The organism is Shewanella sp. SG41-3 (assembly GCF_014164545.1).
GTDB classification, from domain to species: Bacteria; Pseudomonadota; Gammaproteobacteria; order Enterobacterales; family Shewanellaceae; genus Shewanella; species Shewanella vesiculosa.
Genome location: NZ_JACJFJ010000006.1, coordinates 130,742 through 148,558, shown reverse-complemented (window position 1 = coordinate 148,558; position 17,817 = coordinate 130,742). Strand labels below are relative to the sequence as shown.

The window sequence follows — 17,817 nt, the reverse complement described above, 5'->3', positions numbered from 1 at the left end:
AAGAGATCTCCCTATGGCTACAGCAATTCACAGTACCCTTGAAACAACAGAAACAGGCAATAGTGGTAATTACCGCTTTGCGCTCGTGTCACTGACATCATTATTTTTCATGTGGGGATTCATTACCTGCTTAAATGATATTTTAATTCCTCATTTAAAAGCTGTATTTTCGTTAAATTACACTGAAGCCATGTTGATTCAATTTTGTTTCTTTGGCGCCTATTTTTTAGTTTCATTACCAGCCGGTAAGTTAGTCAAAAAATTAGGCTATCAAAAAGGTATCGTCACAGGGCTTATTATTGCCTGTATCGGTTGTTTACTGTTTTATCCTGCTGCTGCATTTGCAACTTACGGATTATTTTTAGGTGCATTATTTGTATTGGCATCAGGGATAACTATCTTGCAGGTGGCAGCTAATCCGTATGTGAATGCGTTAGGATCAGTTGAAACAGCCTCAAGTCGTTTAAATTTAACCCAAGCCTTTAATGCCCTTGGCACCACGGTGGCCCCCTTTTTTGGCGCGGTATTAATTTTGTCGGTAGCGTCAGGTGCATTAGATGGACTGGATCACGCCCAAGCCGAAGCTGAAGTGGTTAAGCTGCCCTATTTAATTCTTGCTGCAATGCTCGGTTTGCTGGCTTTAATTTTTGCCAAGCTTAATTTACCTAAGATTACCGAACACAATGATACTTCTGATACTGGTGTGGTAACTCACAATGGTAAAACTAGCGCATTACAAAGCATTCACTTGGTCCTGGGAGCAATTGGTATTTTTGTTTATGTTGGTGCTGAAGTCTCAATTGGCAGCTTTTTAGTGAGTTTTCTAGGTGAAGAACAAATTGCAGGTTTGCAAGAAGCTGATGCCGCTAAGTACATTACTTACTACTGGGGCGGCGCCATGGTTGGCCGTTTTGTGGGCTCTGTGATCATGCAGAAAATTCCTGCAGGGACCTTATTAGCGTTTAATGCTTGTGTCGCAGCGACTTTGGTTTTGATTGCTATGAACAGCAGTGGTGCCGTGGCCATGTGGTCAATTTTGGCTGTAGGTCTATTCAATTCAATCATGTTCCCAACCATCTTTAGTTTAGCGCTACGAGATTTAGGTCCACATACCTCTCAAGGAAGTGGTATTTTATGTTTGGCGATTGTCGGTGGGGCGATTTTACCACTGTTACAAGGGGTGTTGGCCGATAATATGGGGCTGCAATTGGCGTTTATTCTGCCGGTTGTATGTTATGCCTTTATTGTCTTTTATGGTGCTAAAGGCTCAAGAATGTAGTGTCGTGTAAACACTCACTTATGTCATGATGAAAAAGCGGCTTCGGGCCGCTTTTTTATTTAAAGCAATATATCATTGGTCTGTGGTTTATCTTGAGGATAACTCGCAAACAGAGTCCGAATGAGTTGAAGCAATAAACTGACGTTAAATGGATTGACGAAATGACTGATTTAATCACCCAACTGAAGGGACAAAGGCCGATATTGCCTTGCTATCAAGTGTTTTAATCCCTATGATCAGCACGTTTTTAAATTGAACGTAATCTTAGATAGAGAGCCCCCATGTTGACTTATCCGTTGTCAGGCAGTTCATCAGAGTTAGTCTTAAATGTACTTACTATGGTGTTAACCCGAGGAAAACCATTAGATAGAGCTTACTCAGAGCATTTTTCTGGTTTAACGCTTAACCCATCAGAGCAAGCGCGGATCACGCAGGTCACTGGCGATATTTTACGTCGATTAAACTTATATTGTTTTCTGGTGGATATTGAACCGGAAGAATTCGATCGTTTAGGATCGAAGTTACTTAACGGTTGGCACGTCTTTCACGGTTTAGATTTACCCAAAATGCAGTATTCATTGCAGATTGAGCAAGCGAAATTTGATGCTAACCTTGAACAGGCCAAAATGGATCCTGTGCTTTGGGACGGTTGTCCACAATGGCTAGACTTACTTGGACAAGCACAATTAGGTGATAAATGGCCAGCTGAACGTGCAGCACTTGCCGAGCAACCAAAACGGTATTTACGCGTTAATGAGCTTAAATGTGACCGTGAAAAATTGATCAGTCGCTTACAAAAAGAAGGTGTAACAGCTGTACCTTTGGATGATGTGGCTTCTGCAATTGAGGTAACTTCTGACTCTGCACTGTTTCGAACTGACGCCTTTAAAGACGGCTGGTTTGAACAACAAGATGCCGGATCGCAATTGGTTGCCGATGCCGTTGGCGCAAAACCGGGTATGCGAGTTGTTGATGCTTGTGCTGGTGCGGGCGGCAAAACCTTACACATTGCTGCACAGATGCAGGGTAAAGGCCGTTTGTTAGCCATGGATGTTGAGCAATGGAAACTCGATAATCTTAAAACACGCGCTAAACGTGCAGGTGCTCATAATGTTGAAACGCGGATTATCGCCAGTTCGAAAACCATTAAGCGCTTAAAATTAACCGCAGACAGGGTATTGTTAGATGTCCCTTGTTCTGGGCTTGGGGTATTGAAACGAAATCCGGATTCAAAATGGCGTGATACTCCAGAGCGCTTGCCGGTATTGATTGAGTTACAAAAGCATATTTTACAAAGTTATAGCCGCATGGTGAAAGTGGGCGGCATGTTAATTTATGCAACTTGCTCAATTATGCCTGAAGAAAATCGTCATCAAGTGGATGCTTTTCTAGCTGAAAATCCGCAGTTTTCGCTGATAGAAGATGAAAATATTTTAGTGTCGGAACGTGGTTTTGATGGCTTCTATCTAGCTAAGATGGAACGGATAGCAGAATAGTTATTCATCATTACTCTTTTTTACAAGCACGACATTGATTATTAATCACTTAAAAACAGCGCAAAAATATTGTGCTGTTTTTTTATGGGGAATATTTAGGGTTTAGGTGTAATTAATTTATTAAAAAAACGTTAATATATTGATAATATTCTCACAAATGCATAATCTTATGTGTATTATAAAAAGTATGTCGAATCATTCGTTGTGATGTTGGAGTGTTATGGATATAGGTCCGCATATCAATAAATTCATAGAAGATACGCCTCAAGCCGATTTTCGTGAATCGAGTATTGAGCGTTACAGTGCAATACTTGATATGGTACTAAAGGGCCTTCCATTAGGCGAAATGCTCCACGCCTTAATATTGTTGATTGAAGCTCAAAAGATAGGCACTCGAGCATCTGTGCTGTTATTGAGTGATGACGGTAAACGTCTACTATTCGGGGCGGCGCCAAATCTGCCTGAAGAATATAATAATGCCATTAACGGTGTTGAGATCGGCGCTGATGTCGGTTCTTGTGGTGCAGCGGCATATACCTGTGAAAGAGTGATTGTTGAAGATATTGAACATCATCCCAATTGGACAAAGTATAAAGAATTACCGCTTAAAGCGGGATTAAAATCGTGTTGGTCAGAACCGATAAAAGACAGCAATCAAAAAGTACTCGGCACGTTTGCCATGTATTATGACACGGTTAAATCGCCTTCAGAGCTAGATTTATACTTAATTCAAGAGGCGGCACGTTTGGCCAGTTTAGCCATTGAACGCAGTCGTGGCATGCATATTCAACGTTTAAGCAGCACAATATTTAACAGTTTGCCTATCTCGCTAGTGATCACCAGTGAAGATAATGTCGTTTTGTCTGCTAACCCTGTTTTTAAGTCGTTAACATCTACCTATTATGCCAATCTTAAGTTATTCGATGTTCATCGCTTTTTAAGCCACTCCAAAGCGGAGGAGGTTGCAGATTTATTTGAACATTTAAAACGCGGGCATGCTTGGAAAGGGGAGTTAAAAGGACTTAAAACTGATAATGATATCATTGACATAGCGCTCAATGTGACGGTTATTAGAGATACCTTTACTCAACAAAATTGTTTTGCATGGCTAATTACTGATATTTCTGCACGTAAAAATGCTGAGAAAATAATAAGTTTCCAAACTAATTATGATCAATTAACCGGATTGTCAAACCGCAAGTACTTGTTTGAAACTCTGCAAGCAATGAAGTGCAAAAATAGTATTGATGGTAAAAAGCAAGAATTCAGTTTGATGCTGATGGACATTGATCACTTCAAACAAATTAATGATACGTTTGGCCATGATAACGGTGATCTGGTTCTCAAATTAGTCGCGCAACGTTTGTTAAATACAATTCCCGAGAATGTCCTTATTGCCCGTATTGCCGCTGACGAATTTGCCTTGGTCATACCGGGAAAAATGTGTACTGAGTCATTGATAAGTATGTTTAACAACATCACTGATGAGTTAAAAAAGCATTTTATTATTGCCGACCAAGATATGATGTTATCAATGAGTACCGGTCTTGCTCGTTATCCTTATGATGCCGATAATGTTGAACAAATATTAAATTGTGCCACTCAAGCTATGTACAGTGCCAAAGCGCATGGCCGTAATTGTATGCAGTTTTTTAATCAACAAATTCAAAAAGATGCCGAAAGAAATGCTGAACTGCATCTCTACCTCAAAACCGCATTAATCCAAAATGAATTTCAGTTGTATTATCAACCAATTGTTAATCCTTTTACTGCTCAAATTACCAAAGCTGAAGTCTTGTTACGCTGGATACATGATGACCAGTTTATTTCCCCTGATGAGTTCATTCCTATTGCAGAGGAGTCTGGGCTAATTGTCCAAATCGGTGAGTGGGTAAGAATGCAAGCGTTAACAAGTATTGTCGCGATGCAAAAAAGTGATTTTACTATCCCGTTATCCATTAACGTGTCCACTATTGAGTTTTGGAATACTGATTTACAACATCGTTTTGCCGCTTACTTTGATGTGTTACAGCAACAATTTGGGCTTGACGTTTTTCCTTACTCTCTGCTTACCCTTGAAATAACAGAATCATTAATGATGACGCAACAAGACAGCATAAATCAGTTACTGACAGATCTAAGGCATCGCGGCATGCAGATTTCGGTAGATGATTTTGGTACCGGATATTCTTCTTTATCGTATTTAGTTAACTTCCCCGTTGATCAAATCAAAATTGATAAATCATTCATTCAACGAATTTCATCAGGTTCACGTCACAAATCCTTAATTGAAGCCATTGTTAGCATGAGTCGTGCATTAGACTTATCGATTGTTGCTGAAGGAGTGGAGACCGAAGCAGAGCTTGATTTTATTAAGCAGCAAAACATAGACGCTGTACAAGGTTACTACTTTCATAAACCGATGCCACAAGAGGCGTTTTTCGATTTGTTAGCTAAACAAGCCGAATCAATAGCAAGATTAAAATAGAACGGCAGAACGTCAATTACCCAGAATGATGAGTAGAGTGGTGCCAGCAAGTTATTTATTCATATCCTGGTTGATAAGTTCATTTTCTTAATCAGAATAGTGAAGTAAAAAAAATGCCGCATCAATTAATGCGGCATTTTTATTTAGTAAGGCAATGTTAGGTCAAAATAAATTAAGCCAACATGCTCTTAGGTTCAGTAAATTCAAGGCTTAATGCTTCAGCCACTTCTTTACAGACTAATTTTCCGTGGATAACATTTAAGCCATTAAGTAAATGCTTGTCATTTAATAATGCTTGTTTGTAACCTTGGTTCGCCAACTTGATAATGTAAGGAAGCGTTGCATTGTTTAATGCAAACGTCGAAGTGCGGGCAACTGCACCTGGCATATTTGCCACACAGTAATGCACAACGTCGTCAACAATATACGTTGGGTCTTGGTGCGTCGTTGCGTGTGATGTTTCAACACAGCCACCTTGGTCAATTGCCACGTCAACAATCGCGCTACCAGGCTTCATACGCTTAACCATATCTCTGGTAATCAATTTTGGTGCCGCTGCACCAGGAACCAATACACCACCAATCACAAGATCGGCTTCTAATACATGGCGTTCAATGGCATCCGCTGTTGAGTAAATCGCTTTTACAGCAGAACCAAACTGAATATTCAAGCGACGTAATGCATCGATACTACGATCTAATACAACAACGTCAGCACCCATACCTACAGCCATTTGTGCAGCATTAGTACCTACCATACCGCCGCCAATTATGACAACTTTAGCAGGTTCAACACCCGGTACACCACCAAGCAACATACCACGTCCGCCTAATGATTTCTCAAGAGCACGAGCACCAGCTTGGATTGACATGCGCCCAGCCACTTCTGACATAGGTGCAAGTAATGGTAATCCACCACGGTCATCTGTTACGGTTTCATAAGCAATACACACAGCACCGCTGGCGATTAGCTCATTTGTTTGTGTTAAATCTGGTGCAAGATGTAAATAAGTAAATAAAATCTGGTCGTGACGTAGCATTGCACGTTCAACGGTTAGCGGCTCTTTTACTTTTACAATCATCTCTGCTTTAGCAAAAACTTCAGCTGCAGTGGCTAAAATCGAGGCACCAGCGTCTATATAATCTTGATCGGTAAACCCAATCCCCACACCCGCTTCTGATTGTACAAAAACATCGTGACCTTTTAAGGTCAATTCACGTACGCTTGAAGGGACCATGCCTACACGGTATTCGTGGTTTTTGATTTCTGTTGGAACACCAATAATCATTTTTGAGCCTCGATTGACATAAAACCCACTTCAAATGGGTATAATTGTTATTAATTGTGACCTGAACGTGCTTATTTCAAGCCACTCTAGTATAGTGCTGCTTTAGCAGATTATGCTGCTGAAATTGCACTTTTTATAGACAAAAATATTGTTTTAAGTACAAAGCAAGGTTAAATATATGGCAAATAGTAAAAGCTTTTCAGTAAAAGATTTAGACCGTATAGATCGCAATATTTTAAATGAGCTTCAATTGGATGGTCGCATTTCGAATGTTGAACTATCAAAACGAGTGGGGTTGAGTCCAACTCCATGCTTAGAAAGAGTGAAAAGGCTTGAAAAACAAGGTTTTATAAGTGGCTACACTGCACTGGTTAATCCACATTTCCTTGGTGCTTCTTTATTAGTATTTGTTGAAATCACCCTTAATCGTGATACTCCTGATATTTTTGACCGCTTTAATCGTGCAGTACAATTACTCGATGATATCCAAGAATGCCATTTGGTCTCTGGTGATTTCGACTACCTATTAAAGACTCGAGTATCAGATATGTCTGCTTATAGGCGTTTATTAGGTGAAACATTGCTGAAACTGCCCTCAATTTCAGATACTCGTACTTACGTGGTAATGGAAGAGGTCAAACAGACGAATAAGGTCGCGTTATACAACTTAGGCTAATCCTACAGTTTAATCTCCCATCAAGTCTTTAGCCGCTGATTGATGAATATAGATGACCATTGTCCACTTATATTCATCATCTAATCAAATAGAACTAATCTTTGTATATAAAATCATCATCTTGAGAGTAATCGTTAAGGCTTTTTTGTTTCTGGATTAATTCGGTATAACAATCGATTGAGCTTGACTAATTCAAGGTGCATAATCACTGCAAATACAGTGATATTCTGTTATCTTAACCCTTATTTTTCACTTTTTATGGATTCTTTCGTTTGACTCAGGAAAATAGTCTAAAAACACTCAGTGGCCTTCAACGATTGCTTGAAGGTGGCCTTATTTTATGTTGCATGATCGCGACATACATTCTATTGGCATTATCCAGTTTTAATCCAAGTGATCCAGGCTGGAGTCAGTCGCATTTCCAAGGTGAAATTCACAACTGGACTGGTGCTGTTGGCGCTTGGACTGCAGATGTGCTGTTTTACTTCTTTGGTTTCATCGCCTTTTTAATTCCTATTATGATAGCCACCACGGGTTGGTTTATTTTTAATCGTGCACATCGTTTGTTTGAAATAGATTATTTTTCAGTCGGATTAAGAATTATTGGTTTTATTTTGATGTTGTTAGGCTTAGCTGCATTGGTCAGTATGAATGCCGACAATATGTACGTCTTTTCAGCCGGTGGGGTCGCTGGTGATGTGATTGGTCAGGCGATGCTGCCGTACTTTAATAAGCTAGGAACCACATTATTGCTAATGTGTTTTTTTGGCGCAGGCTTCACTTTAGCGACTGGGATTAGTTGGTTAACCATTATTGAATTAACCGGCTTAGGTTCTATCTGGTGTGCCAAGAAAATATGGCATTTACCTAAATTATTTAAACGTGAAACAGAAACCGAAGATACTAAAGGCTTCCTTTCATTAGTGGATAAATTTACCCAACGTCGTAACGAAATGGATGATCAACATGAGCCAACAAGAGCTCAATCTAACAAGCCAGTTAAAACGCCAATCCATATTAAACAAGCAGTCGAGAAACCGCCGGTTGTAGAAAAGAAACGTAGCTTCTTTAGTCGCAAGCCTAAACCCGCTGAAGATATTGCGGTTTCAGACATTGATGACCAAGAGTTTGATAGTGACGATCGTCAAGAACCGTCAATACAATTTGATCATGAAGACACGCCATTTGCGCCTTGGGTCGCGACAAAAGACGACGTTGACTTCAATCTTGACGACGACAATGATGACCTCGATATTGCTCAGAGTATGAATCACTCTGATAGTGATGAACCATTTGAGGAAGCTTTTGCCAAACCTCATTCAAAGGGGGCATTAGTTGCACAACAAAAACCGAAAAAAGAAGCCAGAATTGTTGACGGCGTAGTGGTAATCGATGGTCAAACCACGCAACAAGCTCGCCAGAAAATGGATCCTTTACCAAGCATTACCTTGCTTGATGTGCCTGATCGCAAGAAAAACCCTATTAGTGAAGCCGAACTTCAGCAAGTCGCTCGATTAGTTGAAGCAAAGCTGGCGGATTTTAATATTATCGCCAATGTTGTTGGCGTTTATCCTGGCCCGGTGATTACTCGCTTTGAGCTTGAATTAGCCCCTGGGGTTAAAGCCTCTAAAATTACCAATCTCTCGAAAGACTTAGCCCGCTCATTATTATCTGAAAACGTGCGTGTTGTTGAAGTGATTCCTGGTAAAGCTTATGTCGGTTTAGAGTTGCCAAACAAATTCCGTGAAACCGTATTTATGCGTGATGTGCTCGATTCTGCCGCTTTTAAAGACAGCAAATCAACATTATCTATGGTGCTGGGTCAAGACATCGCCGGTGAACCTGTGGTGGTTGATTTAGGTAAAATGCCTCATCTATTGGTTGCCGGTACGACAGGTTCTGGTAAGTCTGTGGGTGTGAACGCGATGATCACCAGCTTATTGTATAAATCAGGCCCGGATGATGTTCGCTTTATTATGATTGACCCTAAAATGCTCGAATTATCTGTGTATGAGGGGATCCCACATTTACTCTGTGAAGTGGTTACCGACATGAAAGAAGCTGCTAATGCATTGCGTTGGTGTGTCGGTGAAATGGAGCGACGTTATAAATTAATGTCGGCATTAGGGGTACGTAACCTTAAAGGTTACAACATCAAAATTAAAGATGCTGCTGCAAAAGGGGAGTACATTCCCGATCCATTATGGAAGTCATCTGAAAGTATGTTAGATGATGCGCCGCCGCTTGAAAAGCTACCATCTATCGTGGTGGTGGTTGATGAATTTGCTGACATGATTATGATTGTTGGTAAAAAAGTTGAAGAGTTAATTGCCCGTATTGCTCAAAAAGCTCGTGCTGCAGGGATCCACTTAATATTGGCGACACAGCGGCCATCGGTTGATGTGATCACTGGTCTGATTAAAGCTAACATTCCAACCCGTATTGCGTTTCAAGTGTCATCACGTATTGATTCTCGTACCATTCTTGATCAGCAAGGTGCAGAAACCTTATTAGGTATGGGGGATATGCTGTATCTTCCACCTGGTACCGGTTTACCTAATCGTGTTCATGGAGCGTTTATTGATGATCACGAAGTTCATAAAGTGGTTGCCGATTGGTGTGCTCGAGGCAAACCGCAATACATTGACGACATTCTTAACGGCGCCACCGATGGCGAGCAAGTATTGTTACCCGGTGAAACCTCAGACAGTGAAGAAGAGTTAGATGCGTTATATGATGATGCCGTTGCGTTTGTTACCGAAACGCGCCGTGGCTCTATTTCTAGCGTACAGCGTAAATTTAAAATTGGTTATAACCGTGCCGCCCGTATTATTGAAATGATGGAAAGCCAAGGTATTGTTACAGCTCAAGGTCATAATGGTAATCGTGAAGTATTGGCTCCACCGCCACCGAGATCATAATAGGAATGATAATGAATAAACGTTTTGCTGTATTGAGCCTATTATTAACCACCAGCGTAACTTGCTTTGCCGCGAAGGCCGATGACGCCACTGAGCTACGAGCAAAACTGTCTAACATTGATAGTTTGCATGCGACATTTTCCCAGCAAGTTACCGATATTAATAATAAACCAATCCAAACTGGCAGTGGTGTATTTGCCCTGGCATATCCCAATCAATTTTACTGGCATTTAACTCAGCCAGATGAATCTTTGATTGTGGCCGATGGCGCTAATTTATGGATTTATAACCCCTTCGCCGAAGAAGTAACCGTAATGGATGTTGCTCAAGCGGTTGATGCATCGCCGATGGCTTTGTTAGTGCATCGAGATGAAGCCACATGGGCTAAATATTCAGTCACCAAACGAGTTATTAATGCGACATCTAGCTGTTTTGATATTCAGCCTAAGAAACTCAACAGTAACGTTATTGCTGTTAGTGTGTGCTTTGACGCCAAGCAGTTAGTCAAATTTAACTTAACCGACGAGCAAGGTAATTTAAGCCAATTTTCGCTCACTGAGCAGCGCAGCGTAAAAGCAGACGAGACCAATATCTTTAATTTTGCTGTACCTGATAACGTCGATATAGACGATCAACGCTTAAAGCAAGCTCACTAAGCAGTTTATGGCTAACTTAGGTTTTGATTTCGCCCCAGACTTTCGCCCCTTGGCTGCGCGTATGCGCCCAAGGGATATTAGTGAATACATAGGTCAGGCACACTTATTGGGTGAGGGCCAGCCACTGCGTAAGGCGCTAGAGGCAAATCGAGCCCACTCAATGTTACTGTGGGGCCCGCCCGGTACCGGGAAAACCACCTTAGCTGAGCTTATTGCCCATTATGCAAACGCCCATGTTGAGCGTATTTCTGCGGTGACTTCTGGGGTGAAAGAGATCCGTGCGGCGATTGAACAAGCCAAAGCCGTGGCCCAAAGTCGCGGTCAACGTACCTTATTATTTGTCGATGAAGTACACCGTTTTAATAAAAGCCAGCAAGACGCATTTTTACCCTTTATTGAAGATGGCACGGTTATCTTCATTGGTGCTACCACTGAAAACCCCTCATTCGAACTTAATAACGCCTTGTTATCCCGGGCGCGTGTTTACCTTATTAATCGCTTAAGCTCCGATGAAATCAGCTTAATTGTGACTCAAGCGTTAACTGATGTTGAACGTGGTTTAGGCAAACGCCAATTAACATTACCTAGCACAGTGGCTAAGCAATTAGCCGATATTAGCGAGGGTGATGCACGTAAAGCACTTAATTTAATCGAGTTAATGAGCGATTTAGTTGCAGATGAAAGTGCGTTTACCACCGAGATGCTCACTCAAGTTGCGGGCCATCAAGCAGCGGGTTACGATAAAAATGGCGATCAATTTTACGATTTAATCTCTGCAGTGCACAAGTCTGTGCGCGGCTCGGCGCCCGATGCGGCGTTATATTGGTATTGCCGTATTTTAGAAGGTGGTGGTGATGCCTTATATGTTGCTCGTCGTTTATTGGCCATTGCCTCAGAAGACATTGGTAATGCCGATCCTATTGCCATGACAGTTGCACTTAACGCATGGGATTGTTATCACCGTATCGGACCCGCTGAAGGCGAACGCGCAATTGCTCAAGCCGTGTTGTATTTAGCCAGCGCGCCCAAAAGTAACGCCGTTTATAGTGCGTTTAATCAAGCCCGTGAGCTTGCTAAGCAAACTGGACACGAACCTGTGCCTAATCATCTGCGTAATGCGCCGACAAAATTGATGAAAGAAATCGGTTTTGGTAAAGAATATCGCTATGCTCATAATGAACCCGCGGCCTATGCTGCCGGCGAAAACTACTTCCCTGAATCATTGCAACACAGCCAGTTTTATCAGCCAACGAACAGAGGTTTTGAAAAACGCATTCAAGATAAATTAGGGCAATTGCGTCAGCTTGATCAACAAAGCGAGGACAAACGCTATGACTAATGTGATCTTGGTGGCATTAGGTGGTTCAATTGGTGCAGTTTTACGCTATCTTCTATCAATTTTTATGATCCAGCTATTTGGAAGCAGTTTTCCTTTTGGTACACTGTTGGTCAATCTACTGGGATCGTTTTTAATGGGCGTAGTTTATGCGCTAGGGCAGTTAAGTCATGTTAGCCCTGAAATTAAAGCGCTTGTTGGCATTGGCCTATTGGGCGCATTAACTACATTTTCAACTTTCTCGAATGAAACCTTACTGCTGTTGCAAGAAGGCTTATGGCATAAAGCTATTTTAAATGTGTTGTTGAATGTCACCTTATGTCTATTTATGGTGTATGTAGGTCAACAACTTATATTTTCTCGCGTTTAACTAAAAAGAACTCACAACATGCTAGATCCAAAATTTTTGCGTAATGAACTTGACGTCACCGCCGAGCGTTTAGCCACTCGTGGCTTTATTTTAGAGGTTGATAATTTGACCAAACTTGAAGAAAAGCGTAAATCGCTTCAAGTAGAAACAGAAGACTTACAAGCGTCGCGTAATGCGATCTCCAAGTCGATTGGTCAAGCTAAAGCTCGTGGCGAAGATACCAGTTCCATTATGGCGCAGGTAGGGGATTTAGGTGTGCAGCTTGATGCAAAGAAAGCTGAACTTGCTGAGTTATTGCAACAAATCAATAGCATCGCCATGAGCATACCAAACTTGCCTGATGAGTCTGTGCCAATTGGTGCCGATGAAAATGACAATGTAGAGGTGCGTCGTTGGGGTACACCAAAAGTATTCGACTTTGAAGTGAAAGATCACTTAGATTTAGGTGAAGCACTCGGCGGATTAGATTTTAAAAGTGCCGTTAAAATTACTGGTTCACGTTTTATTATCATGCGCGGCCAAATCGCCCGTTTAAATCGTGCTTTAGGTCAGTTCATGCTAGACCTACACACCACTGAACATGGCTATAGCGAAACCTATGTACCGCTATTGGTTAACGAAGACAGCTTGTTAGGTACTGGTCAGCTTCCTAAGTTTGGTGAAGATTTATTTCACACCAAACCTGCAACAGAAGAAGGCCAAGGCTTGTCACTTATCCCGACCGCAGAAGTGCCATTAACTAACTATGTGCGCGACATGATTGTTGATGAAAGTGAGCTACCCATAAAAATGACCGCATTAACGTCATGCTTCAGAAGTGAAGCGGGCTCTTATGGTCGTGACACCCGTGGTTTGATCCGTCAGCATCAATTCGACAAAGTCGAATTAGTGCAAATTGCTCATCCAGACAATTCAATGCATGCGTTAGATGAAATTACCGCACATGCTGAAAAAGTATTGCAGTTATTAAACTTGCCACACCGCACTATGGTGTTATGTACTGGTGATATGGGCTTTGGTTCAAGTAAAACATTTGATATTGAAGTGTGGTTACCAGCACAAGATACTTACCGTGAAATTTCATCGTGTTCAAACATGAAAGACTTCCAAGCACGCAGAATGCAAGCTCGATACCGTAGCAAGGTAGATAACAAACCTGCGTTATTGCACACTTTAAATGGTTCTGGTTTAGCAGTGGGACGGACATTAGTTGCCGTGCTTGAAAATTATCAGAATCAAGATGGCACTATCACAGTACCTGAGGTATTACGTTCATACATGGGCGGCTTAAGCGTTATTGGCTAGGTTCTCTAATCACTCTGTGCTTATTGCTATGAGCACAGAGTGAGGTAACAACGCATTATATTTGGGCTTACTTAGAGTATTTAAATTGGTGCCACTTTGTTTAAGTTGAGCATTATTGATAAGGATTGGTACAACCAGCAATGGGTTCAAGTCGGCGTGATAATCGTAGGCTTATCTATTTATCAGTTATCTTCTTTTTTATTTTGTTGGTAATTGTTGAACTAGCTCAAGCAGCATTGATAGTGGTAGAAAACATTTTCCCTAAATAATCTTTATTGAGGTTAATTATTTAAAAGCCCGCTTAAGTTATCTTAAGCGGGCTTTTTTGTAGGCTTTAATTAACTATAAACATTTAGCAGGTTTGGGCAGCCCAGCAATTTTGGTTGCTTGCTTAGCCGGGCCCCCAGGAAATAAGGTATACAAATATTTAGAGTTACCTTTATCGGCTCCTAATCGTTGACCGATAGCTTTAACCAGCACACGAATAGCAGGACTGGTTTTGTACTCTAGATAAAAATCACGCACAAAACGAATAACTTCCCAGTGTTGCGCGGTTAACTCAATGTTCTCAGTGGCGGCAATCACAGTTGCCATAGGTTCTTGCCAGTCATTGATATTTTTTAAGTAGCCTTGATGATCGGTTTCAATTTGCAGGCCATTAAATTCAAAAAAGTTTACCAAGTTATCACCTTATCGTGTCGCAAAGATTGTTCAACAAATTGTGAATAGTCAATAATATCAAAATCACCCGCAGCTTTATTGGCTAAAATAATCATCAAGCGATCGGATAACCCCCTAGCGACAACATCATCTTGTAGTACAAACAGTGTAATATTTGCTAAACGCTGTTGCCATTGAGGTTGTAATAAACAATTCACCGCATCGCTAGACAATAAAATACTGTCTTTAGGGTGAATATAGCGCAGGCATGTACTTAAGGCATCGTCACTCATTACTGATGCTTGGATATGATGTAATATCAAAATACTAGCACCTCATCAGCCGCTTGCAGGGTTTGCCTAATCATCTCTGGCGTCGCTACCGTTGCCGCAATACTGAGGTCATTGGGCTGCAATCCTAATGTGTGCATTGATTCAGCGCAAACCAACACGGTATCAATATCGTAAAGAGATAGCGCTTTAAACGCCGACACATAATCTTTCGATCCTGCTTGCTCAGGTGTTTGGCCTGCCAGCAAATGCAATACAGCTTCATTGGTAAACACAATACTCACCTGTTGTTCAAAGCTGGCACTGAGCATAGCAAAATCAAGCCCTTCACGAGTACTCGTGGTGCCTAAAGGTGCATGTCTAAAAATAATCACCAGTGATTTCATTATCTATTCCACAAATATCTTAAAAGCTAATTAATCTGTCGGATTGTTCAATACCGACCACTAATTCACCTAAGCCGCCCATGGTAAATGCGCCACTGCTATTCCACTGTGGCTTACCATTTTCTGATGCATCTTGTGGTGAGAGTATGCCACGACGCAATGCTGCTGAAACACAATTGGTTAATGGTATTGCGTGTTGCGCTGACAAATTTTGCCAATGTGAGTGCATATCTATTTCATCAGATGCCGGACAAGTAAGGGCATTACTGTTGGTTACGCCATCTTGATAGAAAAAGACATTGATGATTTGATGACCGTTAGCTAATGCGCTTTGGCAAAAAGATAACGCACGAAAGCTGGCTGTTGAGCCATAAACACTTCCGTTTACTTGAATGATGAATTTGCTCATTATAAAAAAAATGACCCTAATGTAGGGTCATTTTAACGTAATTTACCAATGAACTCTATCGACGATTAATCGTCGTTGCCCATACCTAACAAATGTAGCAGGCTCATGAACAAGTTCAAAAAGTCTAAGTACAATGAAATGGTCGCGCGAACATAGTTGGTTTCGCCGCCATTCACGATACGACTAGTGTCGTAGAGGATGAAACCGGTCATAAGCAATGCAATACCCGCATTCATTGCCATAAATAATACTGAACTACCGACGAAAATATTAATCACTACAGCACCGATCATCACTAGCATACCGGCAAATAGGAAACCGCCCATAAATGAGAAGTCTTTTTTGGTGGTTAAAGCATAAGCCGACAGTGATACGAAAATCACTGAGGTTAAGCCCAACGCCTGCATGATAAGCCCTGGGCCGTTCGCCATACCAACATAATGATTTAAAATATAACCGAGTGACGCACCTTGCATACCCGTAAAGGCAAATACCCAAAATATGGCTGCAGCACTATCGGCTTTTTTTAGGGTCACAAATAACAATACTAAGCTACCAAGCGATAAACCTAATGACATCATTGGGCCAAGGTTAATCGCCATGGCTAAACCAGCAGTAACAGCAGAAAATGCCAATGTCATCGCCAGAAGCATGTAGGTGTTTTTTAGCATTTTATTGACATCAGTCGTCGATAGACTGGGTGATATAACTGATTGTTGATTCATTATCGTCTCCAGGTGTTAACTCAATGATTTGCTCAACGAGAAAAGAATCTTTCTCACTCTGAAGCTAAATCTTTTTCTATAGCGTAAGCAATGTACATTAAACAAAAATTAATTCATAACAAACATCATCTTAATAGGCGCTAATTTATCATAAACTATTCGATAAGTAATGTTATTAACAAAAACATATTTTGCATAATCTGTTTAGCTAAGCCATTCTTTTTTCAGTTTTTCAGTGTCACCTAAGTGATCTAATACCCACTGTAGAGCAGGGCTCATATTGGCAGTATTCCAAGCTAAACAGCAGGCGGTGTCTTGTTTGGGAGTAGCGAGCTGTTTTTCTATTAGCGCACCAGCTTTGATAAAGATATCGGCTAAATGATATGGCATATACCCCACACCTAAACCTTCTCTAAAGCAATTTATCGCTCTGATCCAATCGGGTACCACAATTCGACGTTGATTATTCAATAACCAATTCGGTCGATGTGCAATATTATGCGCTGTGTCTTGCAGGCAGATTGACGGATATTGTAATAACTCTTCATCGGTTAACGCGTGCTCAGCTTTAGCTAAAGGATGATTCTTACCGACTAAAAAAGACCACTGGATCATCCCCATATCGCGAGATTTAAAGGTGCCACCAACAGGAATACTCGAGGTAGCGCCAATCGCGATGTCACTTTTTCCTGTAGACAATGCTTCCCAGACGCCGTTATATACTTCTAAGCGAATAATCAATTCAATGTCGGTAAAATGCCGATAAAAATCAGCTATTAAGCCACTTATTTTGTCGGCACGAACCATATTATCAATCGCAATGGACAATGAAGGGCGCCAGCCATTAGCCACTTTTTGTGTATCACGCTTAATATTATTAAGTTTGGTCATGATCTCACGAGACTGGGCGACAAAATGTTCACCAGCAGGGGTTAAACTCACGCTGCGATGATGACGTTCAAACAATATTACCCCTAAGTCATCTTCAATCTGCTTAATGGCATAACTCACCGCAGAGGGCACTTTATTTAATTTATTTGCGGCGGCGGTAAAACTGCCTACGCGGGCCACAATATCTATCATTTCGAATGCTTGTTCTGAAAGCATCTCGCTATCCTTGGCATTAGCAACATTACTTGCAGTAAAGGTAAACATTAACCTAAATCAAATCAAGCAAAGTCGCTGTTATCGACCGTTTAATCACATTTGCATTAAGCTAATGGCTATTTGTTGTGGCTTAAACAGGTGTTATTACAAATAGCGGGTTATGGGTGTTTATTGAGTGAATACCATCAAGCAAGCTGAGCTTTGTAAACCATGTTTAATAGCAGATGTGCAAAGGGGATTTGAACTTGGGCATAAAATAGCCACTTAACAAATTATTTGCAATTTACTCTTTACACCATAGGGGCATTATCATATTATTCGCCCGCTCGGAGGGATGGCAGAGTGGTCGAATGCACCGGTCTTGAAAACCGGCAACGGTTTATCCCGTTCTAGGGTTCAAATCCCTATCCCTCCGCCACATTAAA

General features: G+C 41.2%; 16 protein-coding genes and 1 tRNA gene. 10 read left to right on the top strand and 7 right to left on the bottom strand.

Annotated features, from left to right (window positions below):
- Nucleotides 1-13 precede the first annotated feature (13 nt).
- From H5164_RS13335 to H5164_RS13325, 3 genes are all read left to right on the top strand, one after another.
- Nucleotides 14-1,279: a sugar MFS transporter gene (locus tag H5164_RS13335; RefSeq protein WP_124015947.1), complete on the top strand. Its 1,266-nt coding sequence runs from the start codon at nucleotides 14-16 to the stop codon at nucleotides 1,277-1,279.
- Between the two features lie 281 nt (nucleotides 1,280-1,560).
- Entirely contained in the window at nucleotides 1,561-2,775 is a 1,215-nt protein-coding gene (locus tag H5164_RS13330; protein WP_124015948.1) for an RsmB/NOP family class I SAM-dependent RNA methyltransferase, read from the top strand.
- A gap of 220 nt (nucleotides 2,776-2,995) precedes the next feature.
- The gene (locus H5164_RS13325) at nucleotides 2,996-5,263 is read left to right on the top strand and encodes an EAL domain-containing protein (RefSeq protein WP_182756619.1); all 2,268 of its coding nucleotides are present in this window, start codon (nucleotides 2,996-2,998) and stop codon (nucleotides 5,261-5,263) included.
- A gap of 172 nt (nucleotides 5,264-5,435) precedes the next feature.
- On the opposite strand, the gene ald is transcribed toward H5164_RS13325, so the two are convergent.
- The gene (ald, locus tag H5164_RS13320; RefSeq protein WP_124015950.1) at nucleotides 5,436-6,551 is read right to left on the bottom strand and encodes an alanine dehydrogenase; all 1,116 of its coding nucleotides are present in this window, start codon (nucleotides 6,549-6,551) and stop codon (nucleotides 5,436-5,438) included.
- Nucleotides 6,552-6,729: 178 nt separating this feature from the next.
- On the opposite strand from ald, the gene lrp reads away from it, so the two are divergent.
- From lrp to serS, 6 genes are all read left to right on the top strand, one after another.
- Complete coding sequence (lrp, locus tag H5164_RS13315) at nucleotides 6,730-7,227, top strand: leucine-responsive transcriptional regulator Lrp (protein ID WP_124015951.1); 498 nt, start codon at nucleotides 6,730-6,732, stop codon at nucleotides 7,225-7,227.
- Between the two features lie 272 nt (nucleotides 7,228-7,499).
- Entirely contained in the window at nucleotides 7,500-10,148 is a 2,649-nt protein-coding gene (locus tag H5164_RS13310) for a DNA translocase FtsK (protein WP_182756617.1), read from the top strand.
- Between the two features lie 11 nt (nucleotides 10,149-10,159).
- Nucleotides 10,160-10,804, top strand: coding sequence for an outer membrane lipoprotein chaperone LolA (lolA, locus tag H5164_RS13305; protein ID WP_182756615.1), 645 nt, complete (start codon nucleotides 10,160-10,162; stop codon nucleotides 10,802-10,804).
- Between the two features lie 7 nt (nucleotides 10,805-10,811).
- A complete protein-coding gene (locus tag H5164_RS13300) occupies nucleotides 10,812-12,143 on the top strand; it encodes a replication-associated recombination protein A (protein WP_182722806.1) in 1,332 nt (443 codons plus the stop codon).
- Nucleotides 12,136-12,510 carry a fluoride efflux transporter CrcB gene (crcB, locus tag H5164_RS13295; RefSeq protein ID WP_124015955.1) on the top strand — a complete coding sequence of 125 codons (375 nt, stop codon included), beginning with the start codon at nucleotides 12,136-12,138 and terminating at the stop codon, nucleotides 12,508-12,510. The genes H5164_RS13300 and crcB overlap by 8 nt, the downstream gene beginning before the upstream one ends.
- A gap of 18 nt (nucleotides 12,511-12,528) precedes the next feature.
- Nucleotides 12,529-13,815: a serine--tRNA ligase gene (serS, locus tag H5164_RS13290; protein WP_182756613.1), complete on the top strand. Its 1,287-nt coding sequence runs from the start codon at nucleotides 12,529-12,531 to the stop codon at nucleotides 13,813-13,815.
- Between the two features lie 342 nt (nucleotides 13,816-14,157).
- Here serS and H5164_RS13285 read toward each other — a convergent pair whose 3' ends face one another.
- From H5164_RS13285 to punR, 6 genes are all read right to left on the bottom strand, one after another.
- On the bottom strand, nucleotides 14,158-14,496 hold the full coding sequence (locus H5164_RS13285; RefSeq protein ID WP_182756611.1) for a TusE/DsrC/DsvC family sulfur relay protein: 339 nt from the start codon (nucleotides 14,494-14,496) through the stop codon (nucleotides 14,158-14,160).
- Nucleotides 14,490-14,768 carry a sulfurtransferase complex subunit TusB gene (tusB, locus tag H5164_RS13280; RefSeq protein ID WP_404948427.1) on the bottom strand — a complete coding sequence of 93 codons (279 nt, stop codon included), beginning with the start codon at nucleotides 14,766-14,768 and terminating at the stop codon, nucleotides 14,490-14,492. Before tusB ends, H5164_RS13285 begins: the two co-directional genes overlap by 7 nt.
- 26 nt (nucleotides 14,769-14,794) lie before the next feature.
- The gene (gene tusC / locus H5164_RS13275; protein ID WP_182742940.1) at nucleotides 14,795-15,151 is read right to left on the bottom strand and encodes a sulfurtransferase complex subunit TusC; all 357 of its coding nucleotides are present in this window, start codon (nucleotides 15,149-15,151) and stop codon (nucleotides 14,795-14,797) included.
- 19 nt (nucleotides 15,152-15,170) lie between these two features.
- Nucleotides 15,171-15,560 carry a sulfurtransferase complex subunit TusD gene (gene tusD / locus H5164_RS13270; protein WP_182756607.1) on the bottom strand — a complete coding sequence of 130 codons (390 nt, stop codon included), beginning with the start codon at nucleotides 15,558-15,560 and terminating at the stop codon, nucleotides 15,171-15,173.
- Between the two features lie 65 nt (nucleotides 15,561-15,625).
- Entirely contained in the window at nucleotides 15,626-16,285 is a 660-nt protein-coding gene (locus tag H5164_RS13265; RefSeq protein ID WP_124015961.1) for a Bax inhibitor-1/YccA family protein, read from the bottom strand.
- Nucleotides 16,286-16,489: 204 nt separating this feature from the next.
- Nucleotides 16,490-17,392 carry a DNA-binding transcriptional activator PunR gene (punR, locus tag H5164_RS13260; RefSeq protein ID WP_124015962.1) on the bottom strand — a complete coding sequence of 301 codons (903 nt, stop codon included), beginning with the start codon at nucleotides 17,390-17,392 and terminating at the stop codon, nucleotides 16,490-16,492.
- A gap of 328 nt (nucleotides 17,393-17,720) precedes the next feature.
- On the opposite strand from punR, the gene H5164_RS13255 reads away from it, so the two are divergent.
- A tRNA-Ser gene (locus H5164_RS13255) sits at nucleotides 17,721-17,810 on the top strand.
- Nucleotides 17,811-17,817 lie beyond the last annotated feature (7 nt).